The 22,384-nt window shown below is 72.1% G+C and carries 20 protein-coding genes; 8 read left to right on the plus strand and 12 right to left on the minus strand.

The window, feature by feature from the left end:
* Positions 1-98: 98 nt before the first annotated feature.
* Positions 99-1,496 (minus strand): MATE family efflux transporter, encoded by a 1,398-nt coding sequence (locus RH861_RS02040; protein WP_310519524.1) that lies wholly within the window; start codon positions 1,494-1,496, stop codon positions 99-101.
* Positions 1,497-1,546: 50 nt separating this feature from the next.
* A complete protein-coding gene (locus tag RH861_RS02045; protein WP_310519525.1) occupies positions 1,547-1,921 on the minus strand; it encodes a YccF domain-containing protein in 375 nt (124 codons plus the stop codon).
* Positions 1,922-2,020: 99 nt separating this feature from the next.
* Between RH861_RS02045 and RH861_RS02050 the strand changes: the two genes are divergently transcribed.
* From RH861_RS02050 to RH861_RS02065, 4 genes are all read left to right on the plus strand, one after another.
* A complete protein-coding gene (locus RH861_RS02050) occupies positions 2,021-3,400 on the plus strand; it encodes a TrkH family potassium uptake protein (RefSeq protein WP_310519526.1) in 1,380 nt (459 codons plus the stop codon).
* A complete protein-coding gene (locus RH861_RS02055) occupies positions 3,393-4,100 on the plus strand; it encodes a potassium channel family protein (RefSeq protein ID WP_310519527.1) in 708 nt (235 codons plus the stop codon). The genes RH861_RS02050 and RH861_RS02055 overlap by 8 nt, the downstream gene beginning before the upstream one ends.
* Before the next feature lie 68 nt (positions 4,101-4,168).
* On the plus strand, positions 4,169-6,160 hold the full coding sequence (locus RH861_RS02060) for a M13 family metallopeptidase (RefSeq protein WP_310519528.1): 1,992 nt from the start codon (positions 4,169-4,171) through the stop codon (positions 6,158-6,160).
* 92 nt (positions 6,161-6,252) lie between these two features.
* The gene (locus RH861_RS02065) at positions 6,253-7,161 is read left to right on the plus strand and encodes a serine hydrolase (RefSeq protein WP_067947722.1); all 909 of its coding nucleotides are present in this window, start codon (positions 6,253-6,255) and stop codon (positions 7,159-7,161) included.
* Positions 7,162-7,262: 101 nt separating this feature from the next.
* Here RH861_RS02065 and RH861_RS02070 read toward each other — a convergent pair whose 3' ends face one another.
* Genes RH861_RS02070 through RH861_RS02085 form a run of 4 tightly spaced genes read right to left on the minus strand, consistent with a single transcriptional unit; the run spans position 7,263 to position 11,707 of the window.
* The gene (locus tag RH861_RS02070) at positions 7,263-8,183 is read right to left on the minus strand and encodes a carbohydrate ABC transporter permease (protein ID WP_310519529.1); all 921 of its coding nucleotides are present in this window, start codon (positions 8,181-8,183) and stop codon (positions 7,263-7,265) included.
* A 2-nt stretch (positions 8,184-8,185) separates the two neighbouring features.
* Positions 8,186-9,403, minus strand: coding sequence for a carbohydrate ABC transporter permease (locus RH861_RS02075; protein ID WP_310519530.1), 1,218 nt, complete (start codon positions 9,401-9,403; stop codon positions 8,186-8,188).
* A 2-nt stretch (positions 9,404-9,405) separates the two neighbouring features.
* Entirely contained in the window at positions 9,406-10,632 is a 1,227-nt protein-coding gene (locus RH861_RS02080; RefSeq protein WP_310519531.1) for a sugar ABC transporter substrate-binding protein, read from the minus strand.
* A gap of 28 nt (positions 10,633-10,660) precedes the next feature.
* Positions 10,661-11,707 carry a LacI family DNA-binding transcriptional regulator gene (locus RH861_RS02085; RefSeq protein ID WP_310520265.1) on the minus strand — a complete coding sequence of 349 codons (1,047 nt, stop codon included), beginning with the start codon at positions 11,705-11,707 and terminating at the stop codon, positions 10,661-10,663.
* A gap of 166 nt (positions 11,708-11,873) precedes the next feature.
* Here RH861_RS02085 and RH861_RS02090 point away from each other — a divergent pair, with 166 nt between their 5' ends.
* On the plus strand, positions 11,874-13,862 hold the full coding sequence (locus RH861_RS02090; protein ID WP_310519532.1) for a glycogen debranching N-terminal domain-containing protein: 1,989 nt from the start codon (positions 11,874-11,876) through the stop codon (positions 13,860-13,862).
* Between the two features lie 22 nt (positions 13,863-13,884).
* Here the strand turns inward: RH861_RS02090 and RH861_RS02095 are convergent, their stop codons facing one another.
* Genes RH861_RS02095 through RH861_RS02105 form a run of 3 tightly spaced genes read right to left on the minus strand, consistent with a single transcriptional unit; the run spans position 13,885 to position 16,580 of the window.
* The gene (locus RH861_RS02095) at positions 13,885-14,517 is read right to left on the minus strand and encodes a TetR/AcrR family transcriptional regulator (protein WP_310519533.1); all 633 of its coding nucleotides are present in this window, start codon (positions 14,515-14,517) and stop codon (positions 13,885-13,887) included.
* A gap of 15 nt (positions 14,518-14,532) precedes the next feature.
* The gene (locus RH861_RS02100; RefSeq protein ID WP_310519534.1) at positions 14,533-15,837 is read right to left on the minus strand and encodes an ABC transporter permease; all 1,305 of its coding nucleotides are present in this window, start codon (positions 15,835-15,837) and stop codon (positions 14,533-14,535) included.
* The gene (locus RH861_RS02105) at positions 15,834-16,580 is read right to left on the minus strand and encodes an ABC transporter ATP-binding protein (RefSeq protein ID WP_310519535.1); all 747 of its coding nucleotides are present in this window, start codon (positions 16,578-16,580) and stop codon (positions 15,834-15,836) included. Before RH861_RS02105 ends, RH861_RS02100 begins: the two co-directional genes overlap by 4 nt.
* A gap of 147 nt (positions 16,581-16,727) precedes the next feature.
* On the opposite strand from RH861_RS02105, the gene RH861_RS02110 reads away from it, so the two are divergent.
* A complete protein-coding gene (locus RH861_RS02110) occupies positions 16,728-17,252 on the plus strand; it encodes a TetR/AcrR family transcriptional regulator (RefSeq protein ID WP_310519536.1) in 525 nt (174 codons plus the stop codon).
* A complete protein-coding gene (locus RH861_RS02115; RefSeq protein WP_310519537.1) occupies positions 17,249-17,914 on the plus strand; it encodes a GAP family protein in 666 nt (221 codons plus the stop codon). Before RH861_RS02110 ends, RH861_RS02115 begins: the two co-directional genes overlap by 4 nt.
* Positions 17,915-17,941: 27 nt before the next feature.
* Here RH861_RS02115 and RH861_RS02120 read toward each other — a convergent pair whose 3' ends face one another.
* Both RH861_RS02120 and RH861_RS02125 read right to left on the minus strand, forming a co-directional pair.
* Positions 17,942-19,468, minus strand: a complete 1,527-nt coding sequence (locus RH861_RS02120) for an alpha/beta hydrolase (RefSeq protein WP_310519538.1) — start codon at positions 19,466-19,468, stop codon at positions 17,942-17,944.
* A 102-nt stretch (positions 19,469-19,570) separates the two neighbouring features.
* Positions 19,571-19,975, minus strand: coding sequence for an NUDIX hydrolase (locus RH861_RS02125; RefSeq protein ID WP_310519539.1), 405 nt, complete (start codon positions 19,973-19,975; stop codon positions 19,571-19,573).
* A 145-nt stretch (positions 19,976-20,120) separates the two neighbouring features.
* Between RH861_RS02125 and RH861_RS02130 the strand changes: the two genes are divergently transcribed.
* Complete coding sequence (locus tag RH861_RS02130; protein WP_310519540.1) at positions 20,121-21,506, plus strand: glycine--tRNA ligase; 1,386 nt, start codon at positions 20,121-20,123, stop codon at positions 21,504-21,506.
* A 169-nt stretch (positions 21,507-21,675) separates the two neighbouring features.
* Here RH861_RS02130 and RH861_RS02135 read toward each other — a convergent pair whose 3' ends face one another.
* Complete coding sequence (locus RH861_RS02135) at positions 21,676-22,359, minus strand: GNAT family N-acetyltransferase (protein ID WP_310519541.1); 684 nt, start codon at positions 22,357-22,359, stop codon at positions 21,676-21,678.
* Positions 22,360-22,384 lie beyond the last annotated feature (25 nt).

The following is a 22,384-nucleotide window of genomic DNA, read 5'->3' on the forward strand; positions in this document are numbered from 1 at the left end:
CGACCCCTCCCCGCCCCCGGGTCCTGCGGAGGCGACCCGCCGAGCGTACTCGGGACGGGCGACGAAGCGGAGGGTCGTTGGTCACTCCGCAAGGAACGTCAGGCGGGCGCGCCGGTCACCATCCAGGCCCGGCCGCGGGCCCGGAGCGAGAGCGTGACCGCGCGGGCCAGGAGGTACGCGATGACGAACGCGCCGGTGACGAAGGCGAGGGCGACGGATGCCGCGACCGGCCCGTCCGCGGCCGAGCCCGCGGCATCCGCCCCGCCCGTCGCCCACCAGACCACGGCGAACGCGATCGGCGCGTAGGCGGCGAGGTTCACCAGGCCGGTCCAGGCGAGGTAGCGGGCGTCGCCCGCCCCGATGAGGACGCCGTCGAGCACGAACACGACGCCGGCGAGGGGCGTGGACACCCCGAGCACGACGAGTGACAGCGGAAGCAGGTCGCGCACCTCGGCGGAGGAGGTGAAGAGCACGGGCAGCGCCCACGCGCCGGCCACGAGGAGCGCCCCGAGCACCAGTCCGGCGCCGACGCCCCACTCGAGGCAGCGGCGGAGCACCGCGCGCACCTGGGCGACGTCGCCGGCGCCGAGCCCCTTGCCCACGAGCGCCTGCGCCGCGATCGCGAGGGCGTCGAGGGCGAAGGCGAGCGTCGCGTACAGGGTCATCGTGACCTGGAATGCGGCGAGCTCGTCGGAGCCGAGCGCGGTGGCCGACCACGTCGCGACGAGCAGCGCCGCACGCAGGCTGACGGTGCGCAGGAACAGCCAGCCGCCCGATGCGGCGCCGCGGAGCACGCCGGCGTGATGCGGCCACGGGTTCGCGCCGACGCGGCGCGCGTGCCGGGCCACGACCACGAGGTACACCGCGACCATGCCCCACTGGGCGATGACGGTGCCGATCGCGGAGCCGGCGATGCCGAGTCCGAGGCCGTAGATGAAGAGCGCGTTGAGGCCGATGTTCGCGCCGAACCCGAGCCCGGCGACCCAGAGGGGCGTGCGGGTGTCCTGAAGGCCGCGGAGCAGGCCCGTCGCCGCGAACACGACGAGCATGGCGGGCAGGCCGATCATCGAGATCGAGAGGTAGGTGACCGCCTCGGCGGTGACGGCGGCGGAGGCGCCGAAGGCCCCGGCGAGCCACGGCGACGCGGCCCACCCGCCCAGGGCGAGCAGCGCACCGAGCCCCAGGGCGAGCCACAGCCCGTCGATGCCGGATGCCACGGCCCCGCGTTCGTCGCCCGCGCCGAGCCGGCGCGCGACCGAGGGCGTCGTCGCGTAGGCGAGGAACACCATGAGCCCCACGATCGTCTGCAGGATGGCGCTCGCGAGCCCGAGCCCGGCGAGCGGCGTCGCGCCCAGGTGGCCGACCATGGCCGTGTCGGCGAGCAGGAACAGCGGCTCGGCGACGAGCGCTCCGAGCGCGGGCACGGCGAGGCGGAGGATGTCGCGGTCGACGACGCGGCGCGCGACCTCCGGGGCGGGGACGGAGGGGGAGCTCATGGCGGATCGAGCCTACGCGGCGCCGCCGACGCGCCCGTCGCGCGCCGTGCTCACTTCGATTCGACGATCTCCTTGCCGAGCGGGGCGAGCGACACGGCGATGAGCTTGAAGTTCGCGATCCCGAGCGGGATGCCGATGATCGTGAGGCACATGATGATGCCCGTGATGAGGTGCTCGAGCGCGAGCCACCAGCCGGCGAGGATGACCCACACCACGTTGCCGAGGAACGACCAGGTGCCCGAGCGCGGGTTGGAGACCACCTCGCGGCCGAACTGCCACACCGCGTAGTTGCCGATGCGGAACGACGCGAGGCCCCACGGGATGGTGACGATGAGGATGCACATGAGCACCCCCGCCAGCATGTAGCCGATCCAGAGCCAGATGCCGGCGAGCACGAACCAGATGACGTTCAGCAGCGTGTTCATGGTGGCTCGATCATGCCACCGGCGGTCGGCCCGCGCGAGGAAGCGACGGATGCCGCGCGGCCGACTTGACGCACACCTAAGCGGGCGTATGATTCCGCGGTGACCTTCCGCGAGCAGGCGGTCCGCATCCCGCGGCGCCTTCGCTTCCGGCGGGGCTTCCGACTCCATCCGGCGCAGGCCGTGGTGGCGGGATTCGCCTCCGCCGTCCTGATCGGCACCCTCCTGCTGTGGCTGCCGCCGATGTCCGTCGAACCGGGCGGCACGACGTTCGTCGACGCGCTGTTCACGGCGACGAGCGCGGTGTGCGTGACCGGGCTCGTCGTCGTCGACACGGCCGTGCACTGGAGTCCGCTCGGGCATGCCGTGATCCTGCTGCTGATCCAGCTGGGCGGGCTCGGCATCATGATCTTCGCGTCGCTCATCGGCCTCGTCCTGGCGCGCAGGCTGTCGGTCCGGGCTCGGCTGAACACGGCCACGGAGGCCAAGGCGGTGGGCTTCGACGACGTGCGTGGGCTGGTGCGCGGCATCGTGCTCATCTCGTTCACGATCGAGGCGATCACGTGGGCGTTCCTGTTCCCGCGGTTCCTGTTCGGCTACGACTACGACCCGGGGGAGGCGGCCTGGCACGCGCTGTTCCACTCGGTGTCGTCGTTCAACAACGCCGGCTTCGCCCTCTACTCGAACAACATGATGGACTTCGTCGCCGACCCGTTCATCTGCCTGCCGATGAGTGCGGCGATCATCCTCGGCGGGCTCGGGTTCCCCGTGATCATGCAGCTCCGCAAGGAGTTCACGCGTCCGCTGCACTGGACGATGAACACCAAGCTGGTGCTCTGGGGAACGGTCGTCCTGCTCCTCGGCGGCTGGGGGTACCTGACGATCGTCGAGTGGTCGAACCCCGACACGTTCGGGCCGCTCGACCCGGCCGCGAAGCTCCTCGCGGGGTTCTACGCGTCGGTGCAGACGCGCACGGCGGGTTTCAACAGCGTCGACATCGGGCTCATGCACGACGAGAGCTGGGTCGCGATGGACGTGCTCATGTTCATCGGCGGCGGTCCCGCGGGCACGGCGGGCGGAATCAAGGTGACGACGTTCGCCGTGCTGTTCTTCATCCTGCTCACCGAGTTCCGCGGCGAGGGCGCCGTGAACATCTTCGGCAAGCGCCTCTCGCGGGCGGTGCACCGCCAGGCGATCACGGTCGTGCTCGTCGCCGTCGGCGCGGTCATGCTCGCCACCGTCGTGCTCATGCACCTCACCGGCCTCGCGTTCGACCGGGTGGTGTTCGAGGCCGTGTCGGCCTTCGCGACGGTCGGGCTGTCCACCGGCATCACCTACGACCTGCCGCCCGCAGCCGAGATCGTGCTCGTGCTGCTCATGTTCCTCGGCCGCATCGGCCCGTTGACGCTCGGTTCGGCGATCGCGCTCCGCGAGCGTCGCATCCTCTACGAACTCCCCAAGGAAAGGCCCGCCATTGGCTAGGTTCTCGATCTTCGGCGGTGGTGCCGCCGACACGTCCCGCCGCATCGCGGAGGCCGATTCGGTCGCCGTCGTCGGGCTCGGCCGCTTCGGCAGCTCGCTGGCGCTCGAGCTCATGCGCGCCGGCACCGAGGTGCTCGGCATCGACGCCGACGAGGAGATCGTCCAGGCGCTGAACGGCGAGCTCACCCAGGTGGTCCGGGCGGACTCGACGAAGGCCGAGGCGCTCAAGCAGCTCGCGGTCGACGAGTTCGATCGCGTGGTCGTCGCGATCGGCTCGGACATCACGGCGTCGATCCTCACGTGCTCGGTGCTGCTCGGCATGAAGACGCCGGTGATCTGGGCGAAGGCGGTGACCGAGCAGCACGCGCTGATCCTCGAGCAGCTGGGCGTGCACCACGTCATCCGTCCCGAGGCCGAGATGGGCAAGCGCGTCGCGCACCTCGTCCGCGGTGCGGCCCTCGACTACATCGAGATCGAGAGCGGGTACGCGATCGTGAAGACCGCCCCCCCCGCACGCCTGCACGGGGTGCCGCTCGGCCAGTCGGGCCTCCGGAAGGAGTTCGGGGTCACGGTCGCCGCGTTCAAGAAGCCCGGGGGCGAGTGGCACAACGCCGACGCCGACACGGTGCTCGCCGACGGCGACATGATCCTCATCGTCGGCCCCACCCGCAAGGCCGAGGGGTTCGCGCAGCTCCGCTGATCGGGTCGAGCGGATGCCGCGGCATCCGTCGCAGCGATCGTCAGGGGTGCCCGCTTAGGGTGGGAGGCATGACCGACGCGACGAAGCCCTCCGGCATCATCCTCGACGAGCTCGACCCGCGGGTCCGCCCGCAGGACGACCTGTTCCGCCACGTCAACGGCAAGTGGATCGAGCGGACCGAGATCCCCGCCGACAAGGCGCGCTACGGCAGCTTCATCGTGCTGTACGAGGAGGCCGAGCGGGCCGTCCGAGAGATCATCGAGGAGGCGCAGCAGGCCGAGCCGGGCACCGAGGCGCGCAAGGTCGGCGACCTGTACGCGTCGTTCATGAACGAGGAGCACGTCGAGCTGCTGGGGGCCACCCCCATCGCGGCGCAGCTCGTCGAGGCGTCGCTGCCGGGCACGATCGACGAGCTGCTCGAGACGGTCGGCCGGCTCGAGCGCCAGGGCATCTCCGGGTTCGCGCAGCTCTTCGTCGACAACGACCCGGGCGACCCCGAGCGGTACCTCGTGTTCGTCGAGCAGGGCGGCATCGGCCTGCCCGACGAGAGCTACTTCCGCGAGGAGCGCTTCGCCGACATCCGCGACAAGTACCGCGCGCACCTCGAGCGCATGTTCGACCTCGCGAAGCTCGACGACGTCGCCGCGCGGGCCAAGCGCGTCTTCGACCTCGAGACCGAGATCGCGGCCACCCACTGGACCAACGTGGAGTCCCGCGACTCGCAGAAGACGTACAACCTGATGCCGTGGTCGGACGTCGCGGCCGCGGCATCCGTCGACCTCGACCGCTGGCGCGACGCGATGGGCGTGCCCGCGCGCGCGTTCGACGAGCTCGTCGTGCGCCAGCCGAGCTTCGTCGAGGGCATCGGGCGGCTGCTCGCCGACGACCGCCTGCCCGCGTGGCGGGACTGGCTCGCATGGCAGGTGATCCGCTCGAGCGCCGCGTACCTCTCCAAGGACTTCGTCGACGCGAACTTCGACTTCTACGGCCGCACGCTCACCGGCACGCCGCAGCTGCGCGAGCGGTGGAAGCGCGCGGTCTCGTTCGTCGAGGGCGCCATGGGCGAGGCCGTCGGCCGCATCTACGTCGAGCGGCACTTCCCGCCCGCCGCCAAGGAGGCGATGGACGAGCTCGTCGCGAACCTCGTCGAGGCCTACCGGCAGTCGATCACGGGCCTCGACTGGATGGGCGAGGAGACCCGCGCGAAGGCGCTCGACAAGCTCGAGAAGTTCACGCCGAAGATCGGCTACCCCGTGAAGTGGCGCGACTACTCCACCCTCGAGGTCGACGCCGCCGACCTCGTCGCGAACGTGCGGGCGACGGCCGAGTTCGAGTTCCAGCGGCAGCTCGGCAAGATCGGCAACCCGATCGACCGCGACGAGTGGTTCATGACGCCGCAGACGATCAACGCGTACTACAACCCCGGCTTCAACGAGATCGTGTTCCCCGCGGCGATCCTGCAGTTCCCGTTCTTCGACGCCGAGCGGGATGCCGCGGCGAACTACGGCGCGATCGGCGCCGTGATCGGACACGAGATCGGCCACGGCTTCGACGACCAGGGGTCGCGCTTCGACGGCGACGGGCGCCTCATCGACTGGTGGACCGAGGCCGACCGGGCCGCCTTCGAGGAGCGCACGAAGGCGCTCATCGACCAGTACGACGTGCTCGTCCCCGTCCAGCTCGACGGCGGGTCCGTCGAGGGCGAGGGCGGCGCCCCGCACCACGTGAGCGGCGCGCTCACCATCGGCGAGAACATCGGCGACCTCGGCGGGCTCGCGATCGCCTGGAAGGCCTACGAGCTCTCGCTCGGCGGCGCCGAGCCACCCGTGATCGACGGCATGACCGGGGCGCAGCGCTTCTTCCTCTCGTGGGCGCAGGCCTGGCAGATGAAGGGTCGCGACGAGGAGGTCATCCGCCTCCTCGCCATCGATCCCCACTCGCCGAACGAATTCCGGTGCAATCAGATCGTGCGCAACATCGACGAGTTCTACACTGGCTTCGAGGTCGCACCCGATGACGCGCTCTGGCTCGACCCGGCCGAGCGCGTCCGCATCTGGTAATCCCTCCGTCCACCCCCGTCCGATCCAGTCGAGCGCACCGCGATGCCGCGGTGGGGGAGCGCCCGGCCCGCACAGGAAGTCGTCCAGCCACCGTGGTGACCTCGTCGCAGGGTTCCGAACGCCGTGCTCGGCACGCGAGCTTCCGACGCGGTCGTCACCGCACCGACGAGCACGCCGAGGACTTCACGCGCGGCTTCGACGCGCTCGGCGAGCTGGCCCTCGCGGGCGTCCAGGTGTCGGCGCGCGCGACCGACCTCGCCACGGGTCGCGTGCTGTTCTCGGTCGACGACCACGTCGTCATGCCCACCGCGTCGATCGGCAAGGTGCTGCTCCTCGTCGAGGTCGCCACGCGCCTGGCCACGACGGGCCATGAGGCGTTCACCGTGCTCGACCGCGACCCCCGCGACGCGGTCGGCGACTCGGGCATCTGGCAGCACCTGCAGACGCCGTCGCTGCCCATGGCCGACCTCGCCGCGCTCGTCGGCGCGACGAGCGACAACCTCGCGACCAACGTGCTCATCCGCCACATCGGCCTCGAGTCGGTCCGCGCGCGCACCGAGGCGCTCGGCCTGACGCGGACCGCGCTGCTCGACCTGGTGCGCGACCACCGCGGTCCCGACGACGCGCCGCAGCTGTCGATCGGCTCCGCCAAGGAGCTCACGTGGCTGTTCGCCGCCCTCGCGCGCGGTGAGATCGTGAGCCCCGAGGTGTCGCAGCGCGTGGTGGGGTGGCTCTCGCTGAACGCCGACCTGTCGATGGTCGCCTCGGCGTTCGGCCTCGACCCGCTCGCGCACCGCATGCCCGACCACGGGCTGCTGCTCATGAACAAGACCGGCACCGACGGCGGCGTGCGCAGCGAGGTCGGCGTCCTCCGCGGGCCGCGGGCGAGCGTCGCCTACGCGGTCTCGATGTACTACGCCGACACGCAGCTGGCCACGCGGCTGGCGGTGCTCGACGGCATGCGGCAGGTCGGCGCCGACCTGCTCGAGTACGTGCACTGACCCGCGGCCACCACCGGACGACCGGGGCGACGCGAACGAGGGGCGGATGCCGCGGCGTGATCGCCACGCGCCATCCGCCCCGCCCCTGCACCGGGCCTTCGTCAGCCCTTCTCGGCACCTGCCGTGGTGTTCATGATGCGGCGCTGGAAGATGAAGAACAGCACCGCGACCGGGATGGTCATGAGCACGGCCGCAGCGAGCTGCAGCGGAAACTGGTTGCCCGAGCCGAGCTGTCCGGACACGAGCGACGCGACACCGGTCGTGAGGGTGTTCAGCTCGGGGCTCTGCCGCGACACGATGAAGTGCTGCAGCTCGTTCCACGAGCCCTGGAAGCTCAGGATGATGAGCGTCACGAGCGCCGGCCGCGCCATCGGCAGCACGACCGACCAGAACGTGCGGAACTGGCCGGCGCCGTCGATCCGCGCCGCCTCCTCGATCGACACGGGGATCGAGTCGAAGAACTGCTTCATGATGAACACGCCGGCGGCCGTCGACAGCAGCGGGATGATCATGCCCGCGTACGTGTCGTAGATGCCGAGCTGCTGCAGGATGAGGAAGCGCGGGATGAGCAGCACCACGCCGGGCACCGCGAGCACGCCGATGAAGAACAGGAACACCACGGTGCGCCCACGGAACTTCAGGCGCGACAGCGCGTACCCCGCGAGCGAGTCGAAGAACACGCGCCCCAGGGTGACGATCACGGTCACGAGCATCGTGTTGCCGAACCAGAGGGGGAACGGCGAGCCCGTGAAGAGCCGCTCGTACGCGGCGAACGTGACCGTCTCGGGGATGAGCGAGAGGCCGTTCTGGGTGGCATCCGCGTCGGTCTTGAAACTGCCCGCGACCGAGAGGATGAACGGGTAGATGTAGATGAGCGCCAATCCGACGAGGATCAGGTAGCTCGTCCAGAGTCCTGCGCGCACCTTGGCGGGCGTGCGGCGGCGCCGTGGCGTGGGGCGAGCGGATGCCGCGCCCTCGTCGCCGCCGGCGGTGACCACCGCGCGCGTGCTGAGATCGGTCATCGTCAGCTCCTCTCCCGTCGATCGCCGTCGTCGTGCTCGGAGGCGTCGGCCCCCGAGAGGAGGGCGCGGTCGGTGGCGTCGGCCCCCACGACCGCCGAGGCGGTGTCGGGTTCGTGGCGCCGGAGCTCATCGCTGCCGGCCGATCGGCGGGTGCGCCGCGACGCCCCGCCCATGCCCTTGGGGTCCCGCTCGCGCAGCCACCACCGCTGCAGGAGCGTGAGCAGGATGATGAAGACGAACAGGATGAAGGCGATCGCGGCGCCCTGACCCCACTGGAGGTCGTTGAACGAGGTCTCGTACGCGAGGAAGGCGGGCGTCGTGATGGTGCCGCCCGCGGTCGAGCCGCCGAGCACGTAGATCTGGTCGAACACCTGCCACGAGCCGATGAGCCCGAGTGTGAGCACGGTGAACAGCGTCGGCCGAAGCATGGGGATCGTCACGGAGAAGAACGTGCGGAAGGCGCCGGCGCCGTCCATGCGCGCTGCCTCATCGATCTCTCCGCCGATGGCCTGCAGTCCCGCGAGGAACAGCAGCATGAAGGTGCCCGAGGTCGTGAAGATCGCGAGCATGATCAGCGTGCTCATCGCGACCGACGGGCCGGCCAGCCACTCCCACCAGGTGATCCCGAGCGGGCCGTCCTGGGCCAGGGCCTCCGGCGGAGCCGTGACGCCGAACGCGGCGAGCACGTTGTGGAACACGCCGCTCGCGTCGTTGAGCCAGTTGGGCCCGTCGATGCCGAAGAAGCCCAGGAGCGCGTTGACTGCTCCCGATGCCGTGAAGAGGAACTGGAAGACGATCACGATCGCGACGGTCGAGGTGACCGACGGGAAGTAGAACGCGGTGCGGAAGAAGCCGCGCCCGCGGATCACCGCGCGATTGACCTGCACGGCGAGCAGCAGGGCGACGATCGTCTGCAGCGGCACGACGAAGACGACGTACCAGAGGTTGTTCCGGACCGACCGGCCGAAGTTCTCCTGGTCGAGGCCTGGCTCGGTGGTGATCGCGGCGTAGTTCTCGAGCCCGACGAAGTTCACGTTCGGGCTCAGCGGCGACCGGAAGCCGTTCCAGTCGCTGAAGCTGACCCACAGCGCGAGCAGGATCGGGAGTGCGAGGAACACCACCACGATGACGACGGCGGGCGTGACGAAGAGCCAGCCCGCGCGGGCCTCGCCGCGGCGGATGCCACCGCCGCGACGAGACCCGGACGCGGTCGTGCTCATGATCAGCCGTTCGCCTCGTCGGCGGCGGCCTGCAGGTTCTCCTGGAACGGCCCGAGCACGGCCGCCGGGTCGGCGAGGCCCTGCGTCTCGAGCGAGGAGTTGAAGTCCGCCACGGCCGCAGCGGCCCCCGCGAACGCGACCGGGCTCTGGGCGTACTCGACGCCCGCGACGAAGGCGGCGTTCTCCGGGAACTGCTCGGCGTACGCGGCCGAACCCGACTCGGTCGACGGGATCACGCCGAACGCCTCCGCGAAGCCGAGCTGCTGCTCGTCGGCGGTGAGGTACTCGACGAGGTCGACGGCGGCGTCGCGCGTGTCGGAACCGGCGGGGATGCCCCAGCAGTTGCTGAACGCGAAGGTGGCGGGGCCGCCGGGACCCTCGGGCAGCTCGACGCTGATGAACTCGCGGTCGGGGAAGTCGTTGACCATCGCGCCGTTGATCCACGGACCCTCGATCACCATCGCGGCGCGGCCGAGGCCGAACGCCTCACCCGCCCAGCCGGCCTCGAGATCCTGCGGGTAGGCGAGCGCACCCGCGTCGATGAGGCCCTGCAGGTACTCGAGCGCCTCCGCGTTCTCCGGGGAGTCGGCCGTCACCTCGCCGTCCTCGTAGACGCCGCCGCCGGCCTGGCCCATGAACGCGCCGATGCGCTGGTACTCGCGGCCCATGGAGAGGCCGACCTGGTCACCGGTCGTGAGCTGCTCGGCCACCGACTGGAGTCCGTCCCAGTCGGTCGGGACGTCGGCATCGGTGAGGCCCGCGGCCTCCCACGCGTCGGTGTTGATCTGCAGCCCGAGCGTCGAGAAGTCCTTCGGCGCGCAGTAGAACTGGTCGTCGTAGGTGAACTGCTCGCGCAGCGCCGGGAGGAAGTCTCCCGCGTTCTCGAGGTCCTCGGCGTAGGGCTCGATGAAGCCCTGGTCGGCGTAGGTCTGGAACTGGTCCCACGGCATGTAGAACAGGTCGGGCGGGTTGTTGCCCGAGAAGCCCTGGCCGAGCTGCTGCACGAGGTCGTTGGCGGCGATGACCTCGACGGTGTTGCCGGTCTCCTCGGCCCACGCCTCGGCGGCCTGCGTCACCGCGTCGGTCTCGGCCTGGCCGGACGAACCGATCAGGATGCTGAGGTCCTGTCCGCTCGTCTCGCCGCCGTCGTTCCCGCCCGGGGAGCAGGCGGCTAGGGTGATGACGAGTCCCGTCGCCACGGCGACGGCGCTCCATTGTGATGTCCTCACGATGTATCCCTTCTGGTGATTGCCGGCCTCAGGTGCCGGGGATCGCGTCGAGCGCCAGGTGTCCAGGCCGTCGCTCGACGAGTCGGGGCGCGAGGAGCCGATCGGTCGGCTCCTCGTCGCTGCTCGGATTCGGGCGCACGTCGTCGCCCGCCGGCCCGAACAGCAGGTCGAGTGCCGCGGCGACGACGTCGTCGAGGGGCTGCTCGATGCTCGAGAGCCCGACGGCCGCGGCCACGGGGGTGTCGTCGAAGCCGACGACGGGAAGCGCGGGGCGCCCGGCGGTGCGGGCGGCGATCATCGCGCCGAGGGCGAGGGAGTCGCTCGCGCAGACGATCGCGTCGGGCGGCTCGGGCAGGGCGAGCAGCTCGGCGGCGGCGCGGGAGCCCTCGGTGACGCCGTCCTCGACGTGCCGGGCGAGCGCCGCCCGCGCGTCGGCGTCGACGCCGCACGCGGCCTCCCAGCCGGCGCGGCGCTCGTCGCCCGTGCCGGAGCCGTGCGGCCAGCCGATCCATCCGACGCGCCGCGCGCCCTGCTCGCGCAGGTGCCGGACGGCCCCGGCGACGCCGGCGCGACCGTCGACGTCGACCCAGCGGTGCCGCACGGCGCTGGTCTCGGGGTCCCACGGGCGACCGAACGCGACGAACGGGACGCCCTGCTCGGTGAGGGCGCGGATGCGCTCGTCGCCGTGGGTGGTCGCCGTCAGCACGAACGCGTCGACGTCGGATCCCTCGCGGAGACGCCGGATGCGGGCGAGCTCGTCGTCGGGGTCGGCGGCCGAGAAGACCATGACGCGCAGCCCCCTGGCGTCGGCGTGCTCGGTGAGCTTGTGGAGGAACCGATCGAGCACGGCGCCGGAGATGCCGTCGCGCCACGGGTCGATGCGGACCCCGATGGTGGCGGACTTGCGCGTGCGCAGGCGCCGGGCGGACGCGTGGGGCCGGTACCCGAGACTGGAGATGGCCTCGAGCACGCGCTGACGCGTCGCCTCGCGGACGATCTCGGGGCTGTTCAGCACGTTCGACACCGTCTGCCGGGAGACCCCTGCGGCCTGGGCGACGTCGTCGACCGTCGGCATCCTCGACACGTCGCCTCCTTCGGCTGTGCGCGGGTCGTCATCGGTGACGATCTTCGGAATCCGCCGATTTGATCGATCAAATCTTTGCTAATGTTGCCGACATCCGACAGCGGTGTCAAGCCACGAGGCGGTCACCGTTCCATCACGAACCGGAAGCGAGCACCACGTGACCGCACCACTCCAGCCACTGCTGCACGACGCGCTGGCGGTGCTCAGGGCGCCCACCCAGGTCTGGTCCGCGCACGACGGCGCCATCGGCGACGCACCCGTGCACGGCGTCTACAGCGCCGACGTCCGACTCGTCCGCGCGCTGCGCCTGACGGTCGACGGGCGCGCGCCCGAGCACCTCGCGACCGGGGGCGACCGCAGCGACCACGTGCGCATCGACGCGCTCGTGCGCACGCTCGACGACCCCACGCCCGACCCCGGCGTCCGGCTCGTGATCGAGCGCTCGGTCGACGCGGCCGGCATCGCCGACACCCTCACGCTCCGCAACCGGCAGCCGATCGACGTGCGGGCGCGCGTCGAGATCGAGCTCGAGCCCGACGCGACCCCCGTCGACCACGTCAAGCTCGGCGGCGCCGACACGTCGTCGGCGCGCGCCCGACTCGAGGCGGGCGCGGCCGTATGGTCCGGCGAGCAGGTCGCCGCCCGGCTCACCGCACCCGGCTTCGAGGTCTCGGTCGACGACCGCGGCATCCGCCTCACCGCCGAACTGGTCGTGCCGGCCGCCGGCGAGGCGACCGCGGGATGGCGCCTCGACGCCGTCGACGAGGCCGCGGTCGTGCGCGGCGTCGACACGCCCGCGCCGTGGTCGTCACCCGAGGTGGCGGCGGCCGACGACCGCCTCGCGCGCTGGATCGCGCAGGGCCTCGCCGACCTCGACGCGCTGCGCATGACGACGGTGCGACAGCCGGGCGCCGAGTTCATCGCCGCGGGCGCGCCCTGGTTCTTCACGCTGTTCGGCCGCGACTCGATCTGGACCGCGCGCATGATGCTGCCGCTCGGCACCGAGCTCGCGGGCGACACCCTGCGCGTCCTCGCGGGACTGCAGGGCACCCGCGTCGACGACGCCACGGCCGAGGAGCCCGGCAAGATCATGCACGAGCTGCGCCGCGCCGCGCTGTCGCTCGACGGCGCCGACGGCGAGCTGCCGCCGCTCTACTACGGCACCGTCGACGCGACCGCGCTCTGGATCGCGCTCCTCCACGACGCCTGGCGCTGGGGCCTGCCCGCCGACGAGGTGCGCGCGCTCCTGCCCAACCTGAAGGCCGCCCTCGCGTGGATGCGCGACCACGGCGACGCCGACGGCGACGGACTCCTCGAGTACGTCGATCGCTCCGGGCGCGGCCTCGCGAACCAGGGCTGGAAGGACTCGGGCGACTCGGTGCAGTGGCGCGACGGCTCCCTCGCCGAGGGGCCGATCGCGCTCGCCGAGGTGCAGGCGTACGCCTACGAGGCGGCCGTGCACGGCGCCGACCTGCTCGACGCGTTCGAGGTCGACGGCGGCGACGAGTGGCGGGCGTGGGCCGCGCGGCTGCGAGACCGGTTCCACGAGGAGTTCTGGATCGACGACCCCGACGGCGCCTACCCGGCGATCGCGCTCGACGCGAACAAGCGCGCGGTCGACACGGTCACCTCGAACATCGGCCACCTGCTCGGCACGGGCCTGCTCGACGCCGACCAGGTCGACCTCGTCGTGCGTCGCCTGACCGACCCGACCCTCGACTCCGGGTACGGCCTGCGGACCATGTCGACCGCGTCCGGCGGGTACTGGCCGCTCAGCTACCACGGCGGCACGGTGTGGGCCCACGACACGGCCATCGCCGTGCTGGGTCTCGCGCGCGAGGGTCGCGGGGCGGATGCCGCGGGGCTGGTCGAGGGCCTCCTCCGGGCGGCCGCGGGCTTCGGGTACCGCATGCCCGAGCTCCACTCGGGCGACCCCGCCACCGAGGTGTCGGTGCCCGTGCCGTATCCGGCCGCGTGCCGTCCGCAGGCTTGGTCGGCCGCGGCATCCGTCGCCGTGCTCACCGCCGTGCTGGGCCTCGAGCCCGACGGCGACGAGCTGCGCACGAACCCGATCGCCTCGTTCGGGCGGATCGCCGTCCGCGGCGTCCGCGTGCGGGGGAGCGAGCGCGAGGTCCGCGCCGGCTGAGCTTCCGCCGGCGCCGGCGCCGTCAGGCGAGCTTGCGGAGCACGCGGCCGAGCGCGTCGGCCACTTCGGCGCCGTCGGGCGGGGGCGCACCCTGCTCGGCGCGCCGCGACCAGGTGAGGCCCACGTAGCGCATCACGCCCGCGAGCAGGTGCGTCGTGATCTCGGCCTCGTCGGGGATCGCGGCGAGCTCGGCCTCGTCGGCGCCCGCGCGGATCGCCTGCTGGCGGAGCCGCAGTTCGACGATCTCGCGCAGCTCGCCCTCGATCTCGGCGAGGCGCTCCATCTGCCGGGCCATGAGCAGCGGGTTGCCCGAGATGGCGCGGATGCGGCGCGCCATGAGCCCGGCGTCACCGGGCAGCTTCGACGGGTCGATGCGCACCAGGCCGACGGCTTCGGCGAGGAGCGGCCCGTCGGAGACGATGAACTCGCGGGCCGCCCGCTCGTCGATGCGGGGGAGGTCGGGCCCCAGCAGCGCGGCATCCTTCGTCTTGAAGTGGTTGAAGAACGTGCGCTGGCTGACGCCCGCCGCCCGGCAGATCATGTCGACCGTGACCCCGTCGTACCCGTGCTCGAGCACGAGGTCGACGGTGGCGCGCTCGATCGCGGCGGTCGTCTCGGCGACGCCTCGGCGGCGTGCACCCGGCTCGGTCGACATGATCTGCTCCTCGGTCTACTCGTACCGTAGCGACTCGATCGGGTCCTGCCGGGCCGCGCGCCGCGCCGGCAGCACGCTCGAGAGGAACGCGATCACCATGATCACGACGATGACCGTGATCACCGTGGCGGGCTCGAACAGCAGCAGCGTGAGACCCGGGAGGTCGGCCAGCACGGTCGACGCGGCGCCCGCGGAGATCGCGGTGCCGACGCCGATGGCCGCCAGTGCGCCGATCGCCGAGCCGAGCAGGCCGATCACGACCGCCTCGAGGCTGAAGAGCCCGAACACCCGGCCGTTCGACATGCCCATGGCCTTCATCAGGCCGATCTCGCGCGTGCGCTCCTGCACGCTCATCAGCAGCGTGTTGACGATACCGAAGGATGCCGCGATGAGGGCGACCACCGCGAAGGCGCTGAGCACGCCGATGATGCCGGTGATGACGGTCTGGATGACGCCGAGCTGGTCCTCGACGGTCTGCCCCGCGAGGTCGGCGTCGGCGAGGTCGGCCTTGACGGCGTCAACGTCGGCCGTGGTGACCGCGCCGTCGGCGCCGGAGCCCTCGAGGTACGCGACCGCGACGGCGTAGGCGTTCGGCTGGCCGGGCACCGCCTGCGCGTCGGCGATCTCGTCGGTCAGCGCCTGGTTCACGCCGGATCCTGCGGCGAGCAGGCTCGTCCGCGCCACGCCGACGACCTCGGCCTCGACGGTCTGCTCCTCGAGCGCGGCGTCGGTGTACCCGAGGGTCACCGTGGCGCCGACGGCGTCCTCGGCGTCGGCGAAGCCGAGCGCGTCGACGTAGTCCTCGGGCAGCAGGATCTGCAGGTCGCCAGCCTCCTGGTCGAGCTGCGCGCCGGCCACGAGGTCGCTGCGGCCGATCGAGGACGTGGGGTTCACGTCGAGCTCGTAGCGACCGTCGGCGGCCGCGTCGGCGTCGCCGGCGATCCAGTCGACGCTGATCTGCCGGACTGGTTCGACCCGGTCGACGCCGGCGATCGCACGCGTCGCGTCGAGGTCGTCGTCGTTCAGCAGGGTGCCCGAGCCGAGCGGGTTCGCCTGGCCCGACTGCTGCCGCCCGTCGGGGTCGTACTCGTTCGGCCCGTCGGTCGTGTCGGTCGACGCGGCCGGCGTGACGAGGAGCACGTCGCCGGTGCTCAGCGTCTCGACCTGCTTGGTGACGTAGTCGTTCACCCCGGCGCCGAGCGCGGTGGTGAGGGTGAGGGTGAACGCGCCGACGAAGAGGCTGAGCGCGGTGAGGGTCGTCCGCAGCCGGCTGCGGAACGCGTTGCGGGTCGCGGTGGTGATGACGTCGGCGGTCCTCATCGGGCCGCTCCTTCCGTGACGACGGATGCCGCGGCATCCGTTCTGGCGATGATGCGGCCGTCGGCGATGGTGATGCGCCGGTCGCAACGGGCGGCGAGCTCCTCGTCGTGGGTGACGACGACGAGCGTGATGCCGCGGTCCCGCTGCAGGCCGAAGAGGAGATCCTCGACCTGGCGGCCGGTGGCCGTGTCGAGGTTGCCCGTCGGCTCGTCGGCGAAGATCACGTCGGGCTCGTTGATGAGCGCGCGTGCGATGACGACGCGCTGCTTCTGGCCGCCGGAGAGGTCGGTGGCGCGGTTCTTCGCCTTGTCGGCGAGGCCGAGCGACTCGAGCACCGCCATGCCGCGCCGGGTGCGCTCGCGCGGTGCGACGCCCGCGACGAGCAGCGGGAGCGTCACGTTCTCGAGCACGCTCTGCTGGGCGGTGAGGAAGAACTGCTGGAAGACGAAGCCGAAGCGCTCGTTGCGCAGTCGGTTGAGCGTGCGCGCCCCGGCGCCGGCGACGTCCTCGCCGTCGACCTCGATCCGGCCGGCGTTGGGGCGGTCGAGGAGCGCGAGCAGGTGCATGAGCGTCGACTTGCCCGAGCCGGATCGGCCGACGATCGCGAGCGATTCGCCGCGCTGCACGTCGAGGCTCACGCCCTTCAACGCGTCGAAGCGGGTCTCTCCGGATCCATAGGTCTTGGCGAGGTCGACGGCGCGGATCACCGGGGCGCCTCGGGGCGGTGCTGCGGCGGGGGTCATGGGCCTTCCTTTCAGTCGCTACACATCGTAGTGCAGTGACTGCAAGTATGGCTGCGCTCGCTGCAGAGGGCCTGCGCGGCGCCAATGCATCTCCTATGAACCGGAATTGACAGACCGACCGGTCGGTCTGTCGGCTAGCATGAGGGCATGGACCTCCGCGATCGCATCCTCGACGCCACCCGGCGCCTCACGCTCGAGCACGGCACGATTCCGTCGCTGAACGCCGTGGCCGAGGCGACCGGCGTCTCCAAGGGCGGGCTCATGCACCACTTCCCGAGCCGCGCGGCGCTCGTCGACGGGCTCGCCCGTCGGGCGCTCGACGAGATCGACGTGGCCATGCGCGAGGCGGCGGCCGAGGGCCGTGCCGCCGCCGCGTGGCTCGGGCTCTCGGTGCCCAGGGGCGACGACCTCGACCTGTTCCGGGCCATGGCCGTCGCCCACCGGGCGCTGGAGGGGCCGGAGTCCGGGGTGCTCGCCGACGCCGCCGCCGCGATCGCCCGGTGGGAACGGCTCATCGCCGACGAGGTCGGCGACCCCGTGCGCGCGCGCATCATCCGGCTCGTCGGCGACGGGCTGGCGGGCAACGCCCTCGCCGGCCTCGACGACCCCGTCGCGGACGTCGACCTCGCGACGCTGCTCGACCACCTCGGGGTCGCGGACCGCCGGCCGTGACCCCCGCGCTCCTCGCCGGGATCGCCGGCCTCGCCGCACTCGACGCGCTCAATCCGGCGACGATCGTGTCGGTCGCGCTCATCCTCCTCGCGGCGCCGCGACGACCCGGGCTGATCGCGCTCGCGACCGTCGCGGGAGCGGCCCTCACGGTGTTCGCGGTCGGGACGGCGCTCTACCTGACCGCGGGCGCCGCCGTGGGCGCGGTCGAGGGCGTCATCACGGTGCTGCGGTTCGCGGCCTTCGGGGCGGCCGCGGTCGGCCTCGTCGTCGCCGGGGTCCGCCGCCTCCGGGACCGGCCCCGACGACCCGTCGCCCTCCCGGCCTGGTTCGGACCGTGGACCGCGCTGCCCTTCGGCGCCGTCGTCACCGCCGCCGACCTCCCGAACGCGTTCCCGTACTTCATCGCCATCGAGCGCCTCGTCGATGCCGGTGCCCCGGCCTGGCAGGGGCTGCTGGTGCTCGCGGGGTACACCCTCGTCTACTGCCTGCCGTGCCTCGTGCTGCTCGTCGTCGGCCTGCTCGCGCGGGAGCGCACGCGGGCGCGGCTCGAGCGGATCGTGGCGCGCTTCGGCCAGGGCACGGTCCGGCGCTCGGTGCCGCTCGCCGTCCTGCTGTTCGCCGCGGCCGTCGCCGTCGCCGCGGTGCCGTTCCTGCTCTCGTGACCCCGCGGCGACGCGCGCCGCGGCCGGTCAGGACACGCGCCGATCCGCCGTCGCCAGCAGGCCGACCCCCTCGATCACCGCCCGGTGCGTCTCGCCCGACCCGAGGATCCGGAAGTGGCCGGGCACGGGCACCCGGATGTTCGTCGCCCCGTCGAGCATGCTGCCGTCCGGGATGTGCGGGTCGAACCGCCCGAACACCGAGACGATGCAGGCGTTGACGGATGCCGCGCGCCCGAGCATCACGATGGTCTCGTCGCTCGGCAGCAGCGCCCGCACGCTCGGGTCCACGATGAGCCGCGCGAGGCGCGACCCCGCGAAGGGCGTGCACACGGCGACCACCCCGAGGAGCCCGCGCCGGCCCTCGGCGGCGGGTTCGCCGTCACGCCCGGCCTCGGCCTCAGCCACCATGAGGTGCTTGGCGATCAGGCCGCCCTTGCTGTGCGCGACGATCACCCGCCCGGCGTTCGGCGCCGGCACCTTCGCCAGCGCGCGCTCCAGCCGCCGTGCCGTGTCGGCGACGCCGCGGCGGTTCGTGCCCATGCCGTGCACGACGCGCACCCGGTGCCCCGCGACCGACAGCGCATCGCCGAGCGGGCGCATGAACGACCAGTGCTCGTAGATGCCGGGCAGCAGCACGACCTCGGGCAGCGACGGGTCCGCGTGCCGCCACCGCTCGGGTGGGTGCCATCCGTCGACGAGCACCGCCGCCTGCCGCCAGCCCGCGTACACGTAGTCGCCGGCCCACCACCACGCGCGCTCGATCCGAGACGGCGGCTCGGGCTGCGAGACACGCGCGACCTCCCGACCGACCGCTTCGCCGCGCGCATGCCGGGCGACGAGATCGGCGACCCGGTCGCCGGCCGTGACCATGGTCTCGTGGCCGCGATTGGGCACCTCCGCGTACCGCCCGTTCGGCAGCATCCGCGTCACCTGCTCGGCCCACGGCTTCGGTGCGAGGCGGTCGTGCTCGCCCCTGATCACGAGCGTCGGCGCCGCGACATCCGGCAGCACCAGCTCGAGGCGATGGTCGAGCATCTGCCGCAGCTTCCTGAAGTACCAGCGGGGCCCCGCCTGCAGGTACGACTGGATGCCCAGCGCCACCACGCGCGGCCGCAGCAGCGACGGGTCGGCGACCAGCCGGATCGCCTGCACGAACGCCGACCGCTCCCGCGGGTTCACGGTCGGGGCGATGAGCACGACGGATGACACGAGCTCCGGCCGTTGCGCGGCGGTCTCGGCGACGATCTGCGTCCCCATCGAGTGGCCGACGAGCACGACGGGCGCCGAGAACCGCTCCGCCTCGATGAGTTCGGCGAGGTACGCCCCGGACTCCGACATCGTCTGCGGGCGGTCGGGCTCCGGCGCCGCGCCGAACCCGGGCAGGTCGAGGGCGAGCACGCGTCCGTGGCGGGCCAGCGCGTCGGCGAGCTCCGACCAGTAGCGGTGGCCCATGCCGATGCCGTGCACGAGCACGAAGACGGGGGCGTCGGCCTCGCCCGACTCGGTGATCACCGTCACCCGGTCGCCGAGGCGGAACTCGCGCGTCCGCGACATCCGCACCCCCTGTCGTCCTGCGTGCTGGTAGCGATCATGCCGGATGCCGGCCGGTGACGGCTGGGATCGGGCAGGGGGTTGCGCGGCGCGCGGGCGACCGAGTCAGTCGACCAGCCCGGATGCCGCGAGCCGGCGCAGCACCTCGACGCCCGCCGGCGGGCAGCGATGCGCCTCGTCGGTGCCCACCCAGTGCACGGCGTCGATCTCGCCGTCGGGCTCGGGCGCGGCATCCGTCTCGACGAGGAAGACGTGCATGCGCACGTGGCGCCCCTCGCCCTGCCCGTGGGCGAGCTCGCGCACCGTGAACGCCTCGGTGAGGGTCGACGGGTCGAGCACCAGCCCGACCTCCTCGCGCGCCTCGCGCGCCGCCGCCTCGGCCGGCGTCTCGCCCGGGTCGATCTTGCCGCCCGGCAGGTAGTGCACCTCGCGCCCGCGAGCCGTGACCATCAGCACGCGACGGTCGCGCACGACGGCGATCGCGGCGACGTGCAGGTCGGGCAGCGGCATCCGTTCAGCCTAGGGCCGGCCCGAGCGGGTGACGGATGCGGAACGCGTGCGCGTTTCAGGGCGGCATCCGCTCGACCGTAGGATAAGGACACCGACTTGCGGGCGTCTCGCCCGATCCCCTCCGCACTGGACCATTGGAGCCACCGTGGCCGCACCCACCCGTCTCGATTCCGTCATCACGCTCGCCCAGCACCGGGGCTTCGTCTTCCAGGCGGGTGAGATCTACGGCGGATCCCGGTCGGCGTGGGACTACGGCCCCCTCGGCGTCGAGCTGAAGGAGAACATCAAGCGCCAGTGGTGGCGCTCGATGGTGCAGGGCCGCGACGACGTCGTCGGCCTCGACTCGAGCGTGATCCTGCCCACCCAGGTGTGGGAGGCGTCGGGCCACGTCGCCGTGTTCACCGACCCGCTCATCGAGTGCCTGCACTGCCACAAGCGCTTCCGCGAGGACCACCTCGTCGAGGCGTACGAGGAGAAGAAGGGCCGCGAGCCCGAGAACGGCCTCGCCGACATCGTCTGCCCCAACTGCGGCACGCGCGGCCAGTGGACCGAGCCGCGCGCCTTCTCCGGCCTGCTGAAGACCTTCCTCGGCGTCGTCGACGACGAGTCCGGCCTGCACTACCTGCGCCCCGAGACCGCGCAGGGCATCTTCGTGAACTTCGCCAACGTGCTGCAGGCAGCGCGCATGAAGCCGCCGTTCGGCATCGGCCAGATCGGCAAGTCGTTCCGCAACGAGATCACGCCCGGCAACTTCATCTTCCGCACGCGCGAGTTCGAGCAGATGGAGATGGAGTTCTTCGTCGAGCCCGGCAGCGACGAGGAATGGCACCAGTACTGGATCGACACGCGCTTCCAGTGGTACGTCGACCTCGGCATCGACCCCGAGAACCTGCGCCTGTTCGAGCACCCGAAGGACAAGCTCAGCCACTACTCGAAGCGCACCGTCGACATCGAGTACCGCTTCGGCTTCACCGGCGGCGAGTGGGGCGAGCTCGAGGGCGTCGCGAACCGCACCGACTTCGACCTGTCGACCCACGCCGAGCATTCCGGCAAGGACCTCTCGTTCTTCGACCAGTCGAAGAACGAGCGCTGGACCCCGTACGTGATCGAGCCTGCGGCCGGCCTCACCCGCTCGCTCATGGCGTTCCTCGTCGACGCGTACCACGTCGAGGAGGTGCCGAACGCGAAGGGCGGCACCGACACCCGCACCGTGCTCAAGCTCGACCCGCGCCTCGCGCCCGTCAAGGCCGCGGTGCTGCCGCTCTCCCGCAACGAGAAGCTGTCGCCGCTCGCCCGCGACGTCGCCGCCCGCCTGCGCAAGCTGTGGAACGTCGAATTCGACGACGCCGGCGCCATCGGCCGCCGCTACCGCCGCCAGGACGAGATCGGCACCCCGTTCTGCGTCACGGTCGACTTCGACTCGCTGGATGACAACGCCGTGACCGTGCGCGACCGCGACACCATGCAGCAGGAGCGCGTGCCGCTCGCCGAGCTCGAGTCGTACCTCGGTTCGCGCCTCGTCGGCGCCTGAGCGCCGGCGGCGTCGCGCCGGCTCGCTCGCTCGCTCGCGGTCGAGTGTCCACGAAACGTCGCCCCGCGGGCGCTGACCCCGCCATTCGTGGACACTCGCGCGTCCCGCGGTGCGGGGTGTGCCGAGCGGATGCCGGCGCCGCGTCCCCTCTGGGACTGAGCTCCCCGCGTCAGGCCCGCCCGGCGCGCAGCGCCCGCCACTCGCGGCGCAGCACGCCGTACGACGCCGTGTCCTGCCATTCGCCGTCGTTCCACTCCTCCTCGACGAGGGTCGCCTCGCGGCGCATGCCCAGCCGTTCGCAGAGTCGAGCGGATGCCGCGTTGCGGGCGTCGAGGTGCGCGACGACCCGATGCGCGACGAGCCGCCCGAAGGCGAGATCCAGTGTGGCGGCGGCCGCCTCCGCGGCGAGACCGCGCCCGTGGAAGTCGGGGTGGACGACCCAGCCGACCTCGAGACGTGCGTGGGCGGACGACGCGAGCCGCAGCATGATGTCGCCGACCACGCGGTCCCCGCGGGTGCGGCCGGGTGCGGCATCCGTCGTCGAGGGCTCGCCGACGAGGGCCATCGCGAGGAACACCGCATCGCCGTCGTCGGCCAGGCGGCGGCATGCCGCGCGGGTCTCGGTGTGCTCGCGCGCCTGGTCGCGGTCGCGCTCGGGCCACGGGATGTAGCGCAGCACCTCGGGCAGGGACTGGTACTCCCAGACGTCGTCGGCGTCGGCGGTCGCGAGGGGTCGCAGCCGCAGTCGTTCGGTCCGGATCGGCCGGCGGTCGAGCTCGGCCACGTCGAACGGGAGCCGCAGTGCGGGCGGGCCGGCGTCGGCCGCGTCATCCGGTCGTTCGTGCACGGTCACGGGGCGACAGCGTAGCGCGCGGGAG

The organism is Agromyces indicus, assembly GCF_031432295.1.
Lineage (GTDB): Bacteria > Actinomycetota > Actinomycetes > Actinomycetales > Microbacteriaceae > Agromyces > Agromyces indicus.

What these genes read in the sequence shown, in the direction of transcription:
- RH861_RS02070 (WP_310519529.1), bottom strand. Translation starts at nt 8,183, where the DNA reads ATGACCGATCTCAGCACGCGCGCGGTGGTCACCGCCGGCGGCGACGAG.
- RH861_RS02120 (WP_310519538.1), bottom strand. Translation starts at nt 19,468, where the DNA reads ATGTCGCGGACGCGCGAGTTCCGCCTCGGCGACCGGGTGACGGTGATC.
- RH861_RS02095 (WP_310519533.1), bottom strand. Translation starts at nt 14,517, where the DNA reads ATGTCGACCGAGCCGGGTGCACGCCGCCGAGGCGTCGCCGAGACGACC.
- RH861_RS02060 (WP_310519528.1), top strand. Translation starts at nt 4,169, where the DNA reads ATGACCGACGCGACGAAGCCCTCCGGCATCATCCTCGACGAGCTCGAC.
- RH861_RS02085 (WP_310520265.1), bottom strand. Translation starts at nt 11,707, where the DNA reads ATGCCGACGGTCGACGACGTCGCCCAGGCCGCAGGGGTCTCCCGGCAG.
- RH861_RS02075 (WP_310519530.1), bottom strand. Translation starts at nt 9,403, where the DNA reads ATGAGCACGACCGCGTCCGGGTCTCGTCGCGGCGGTGGCATCCGCCGC.
- RH861_RS02110 (WP_310519536.1), top strand. Translation starts at nt 16,728, where the DNA reads ATGGACCTCCGCGATCGCATCCTCGACGCCACCCGGCGCCTCACGCTC.
- RH861_RS02040 (WP_310519524.1), bottom strand. Translation starts at nt 1,496, where the DNA reads ATGAGCTCCCCCTCCGTCCCCGCCCCGGAGGTCGCGCGCCGCGTCGTC.
- RH861_RS02125 (WP_310519539.1), bottom strand. Translation starts at nt 19,975, where the DNA reads ATGCCGCTGCCCGACCTGCACGTCGCCGCGATCGCCGTCGTGCGCGAC.
- RH861_RS02105 (WP_310519535.1), bottom strand. Translation starts at nt 16,580, where the DNA reads ATGACCCCCGCCGCAGCACCGCCCCGAGGCGCCCCGGTGATCCGCGCC.
- RH861_RS02100 (WP_310519534.1), bottom strand. Translation starts at nt 15,837, where the DNA reads ATGAGGACCGCCGACGTCATCACCACCGCGACCCGCAACGCGTTCCGC.
- RH861_RS02045 (WP_310519525.1), bottom strand. Translation starts at nt 1,921, where the DNA reads ATGAACACGCTGCTGAACGTCATCTGGTTCGTGCTCGCCGGCATCTGG.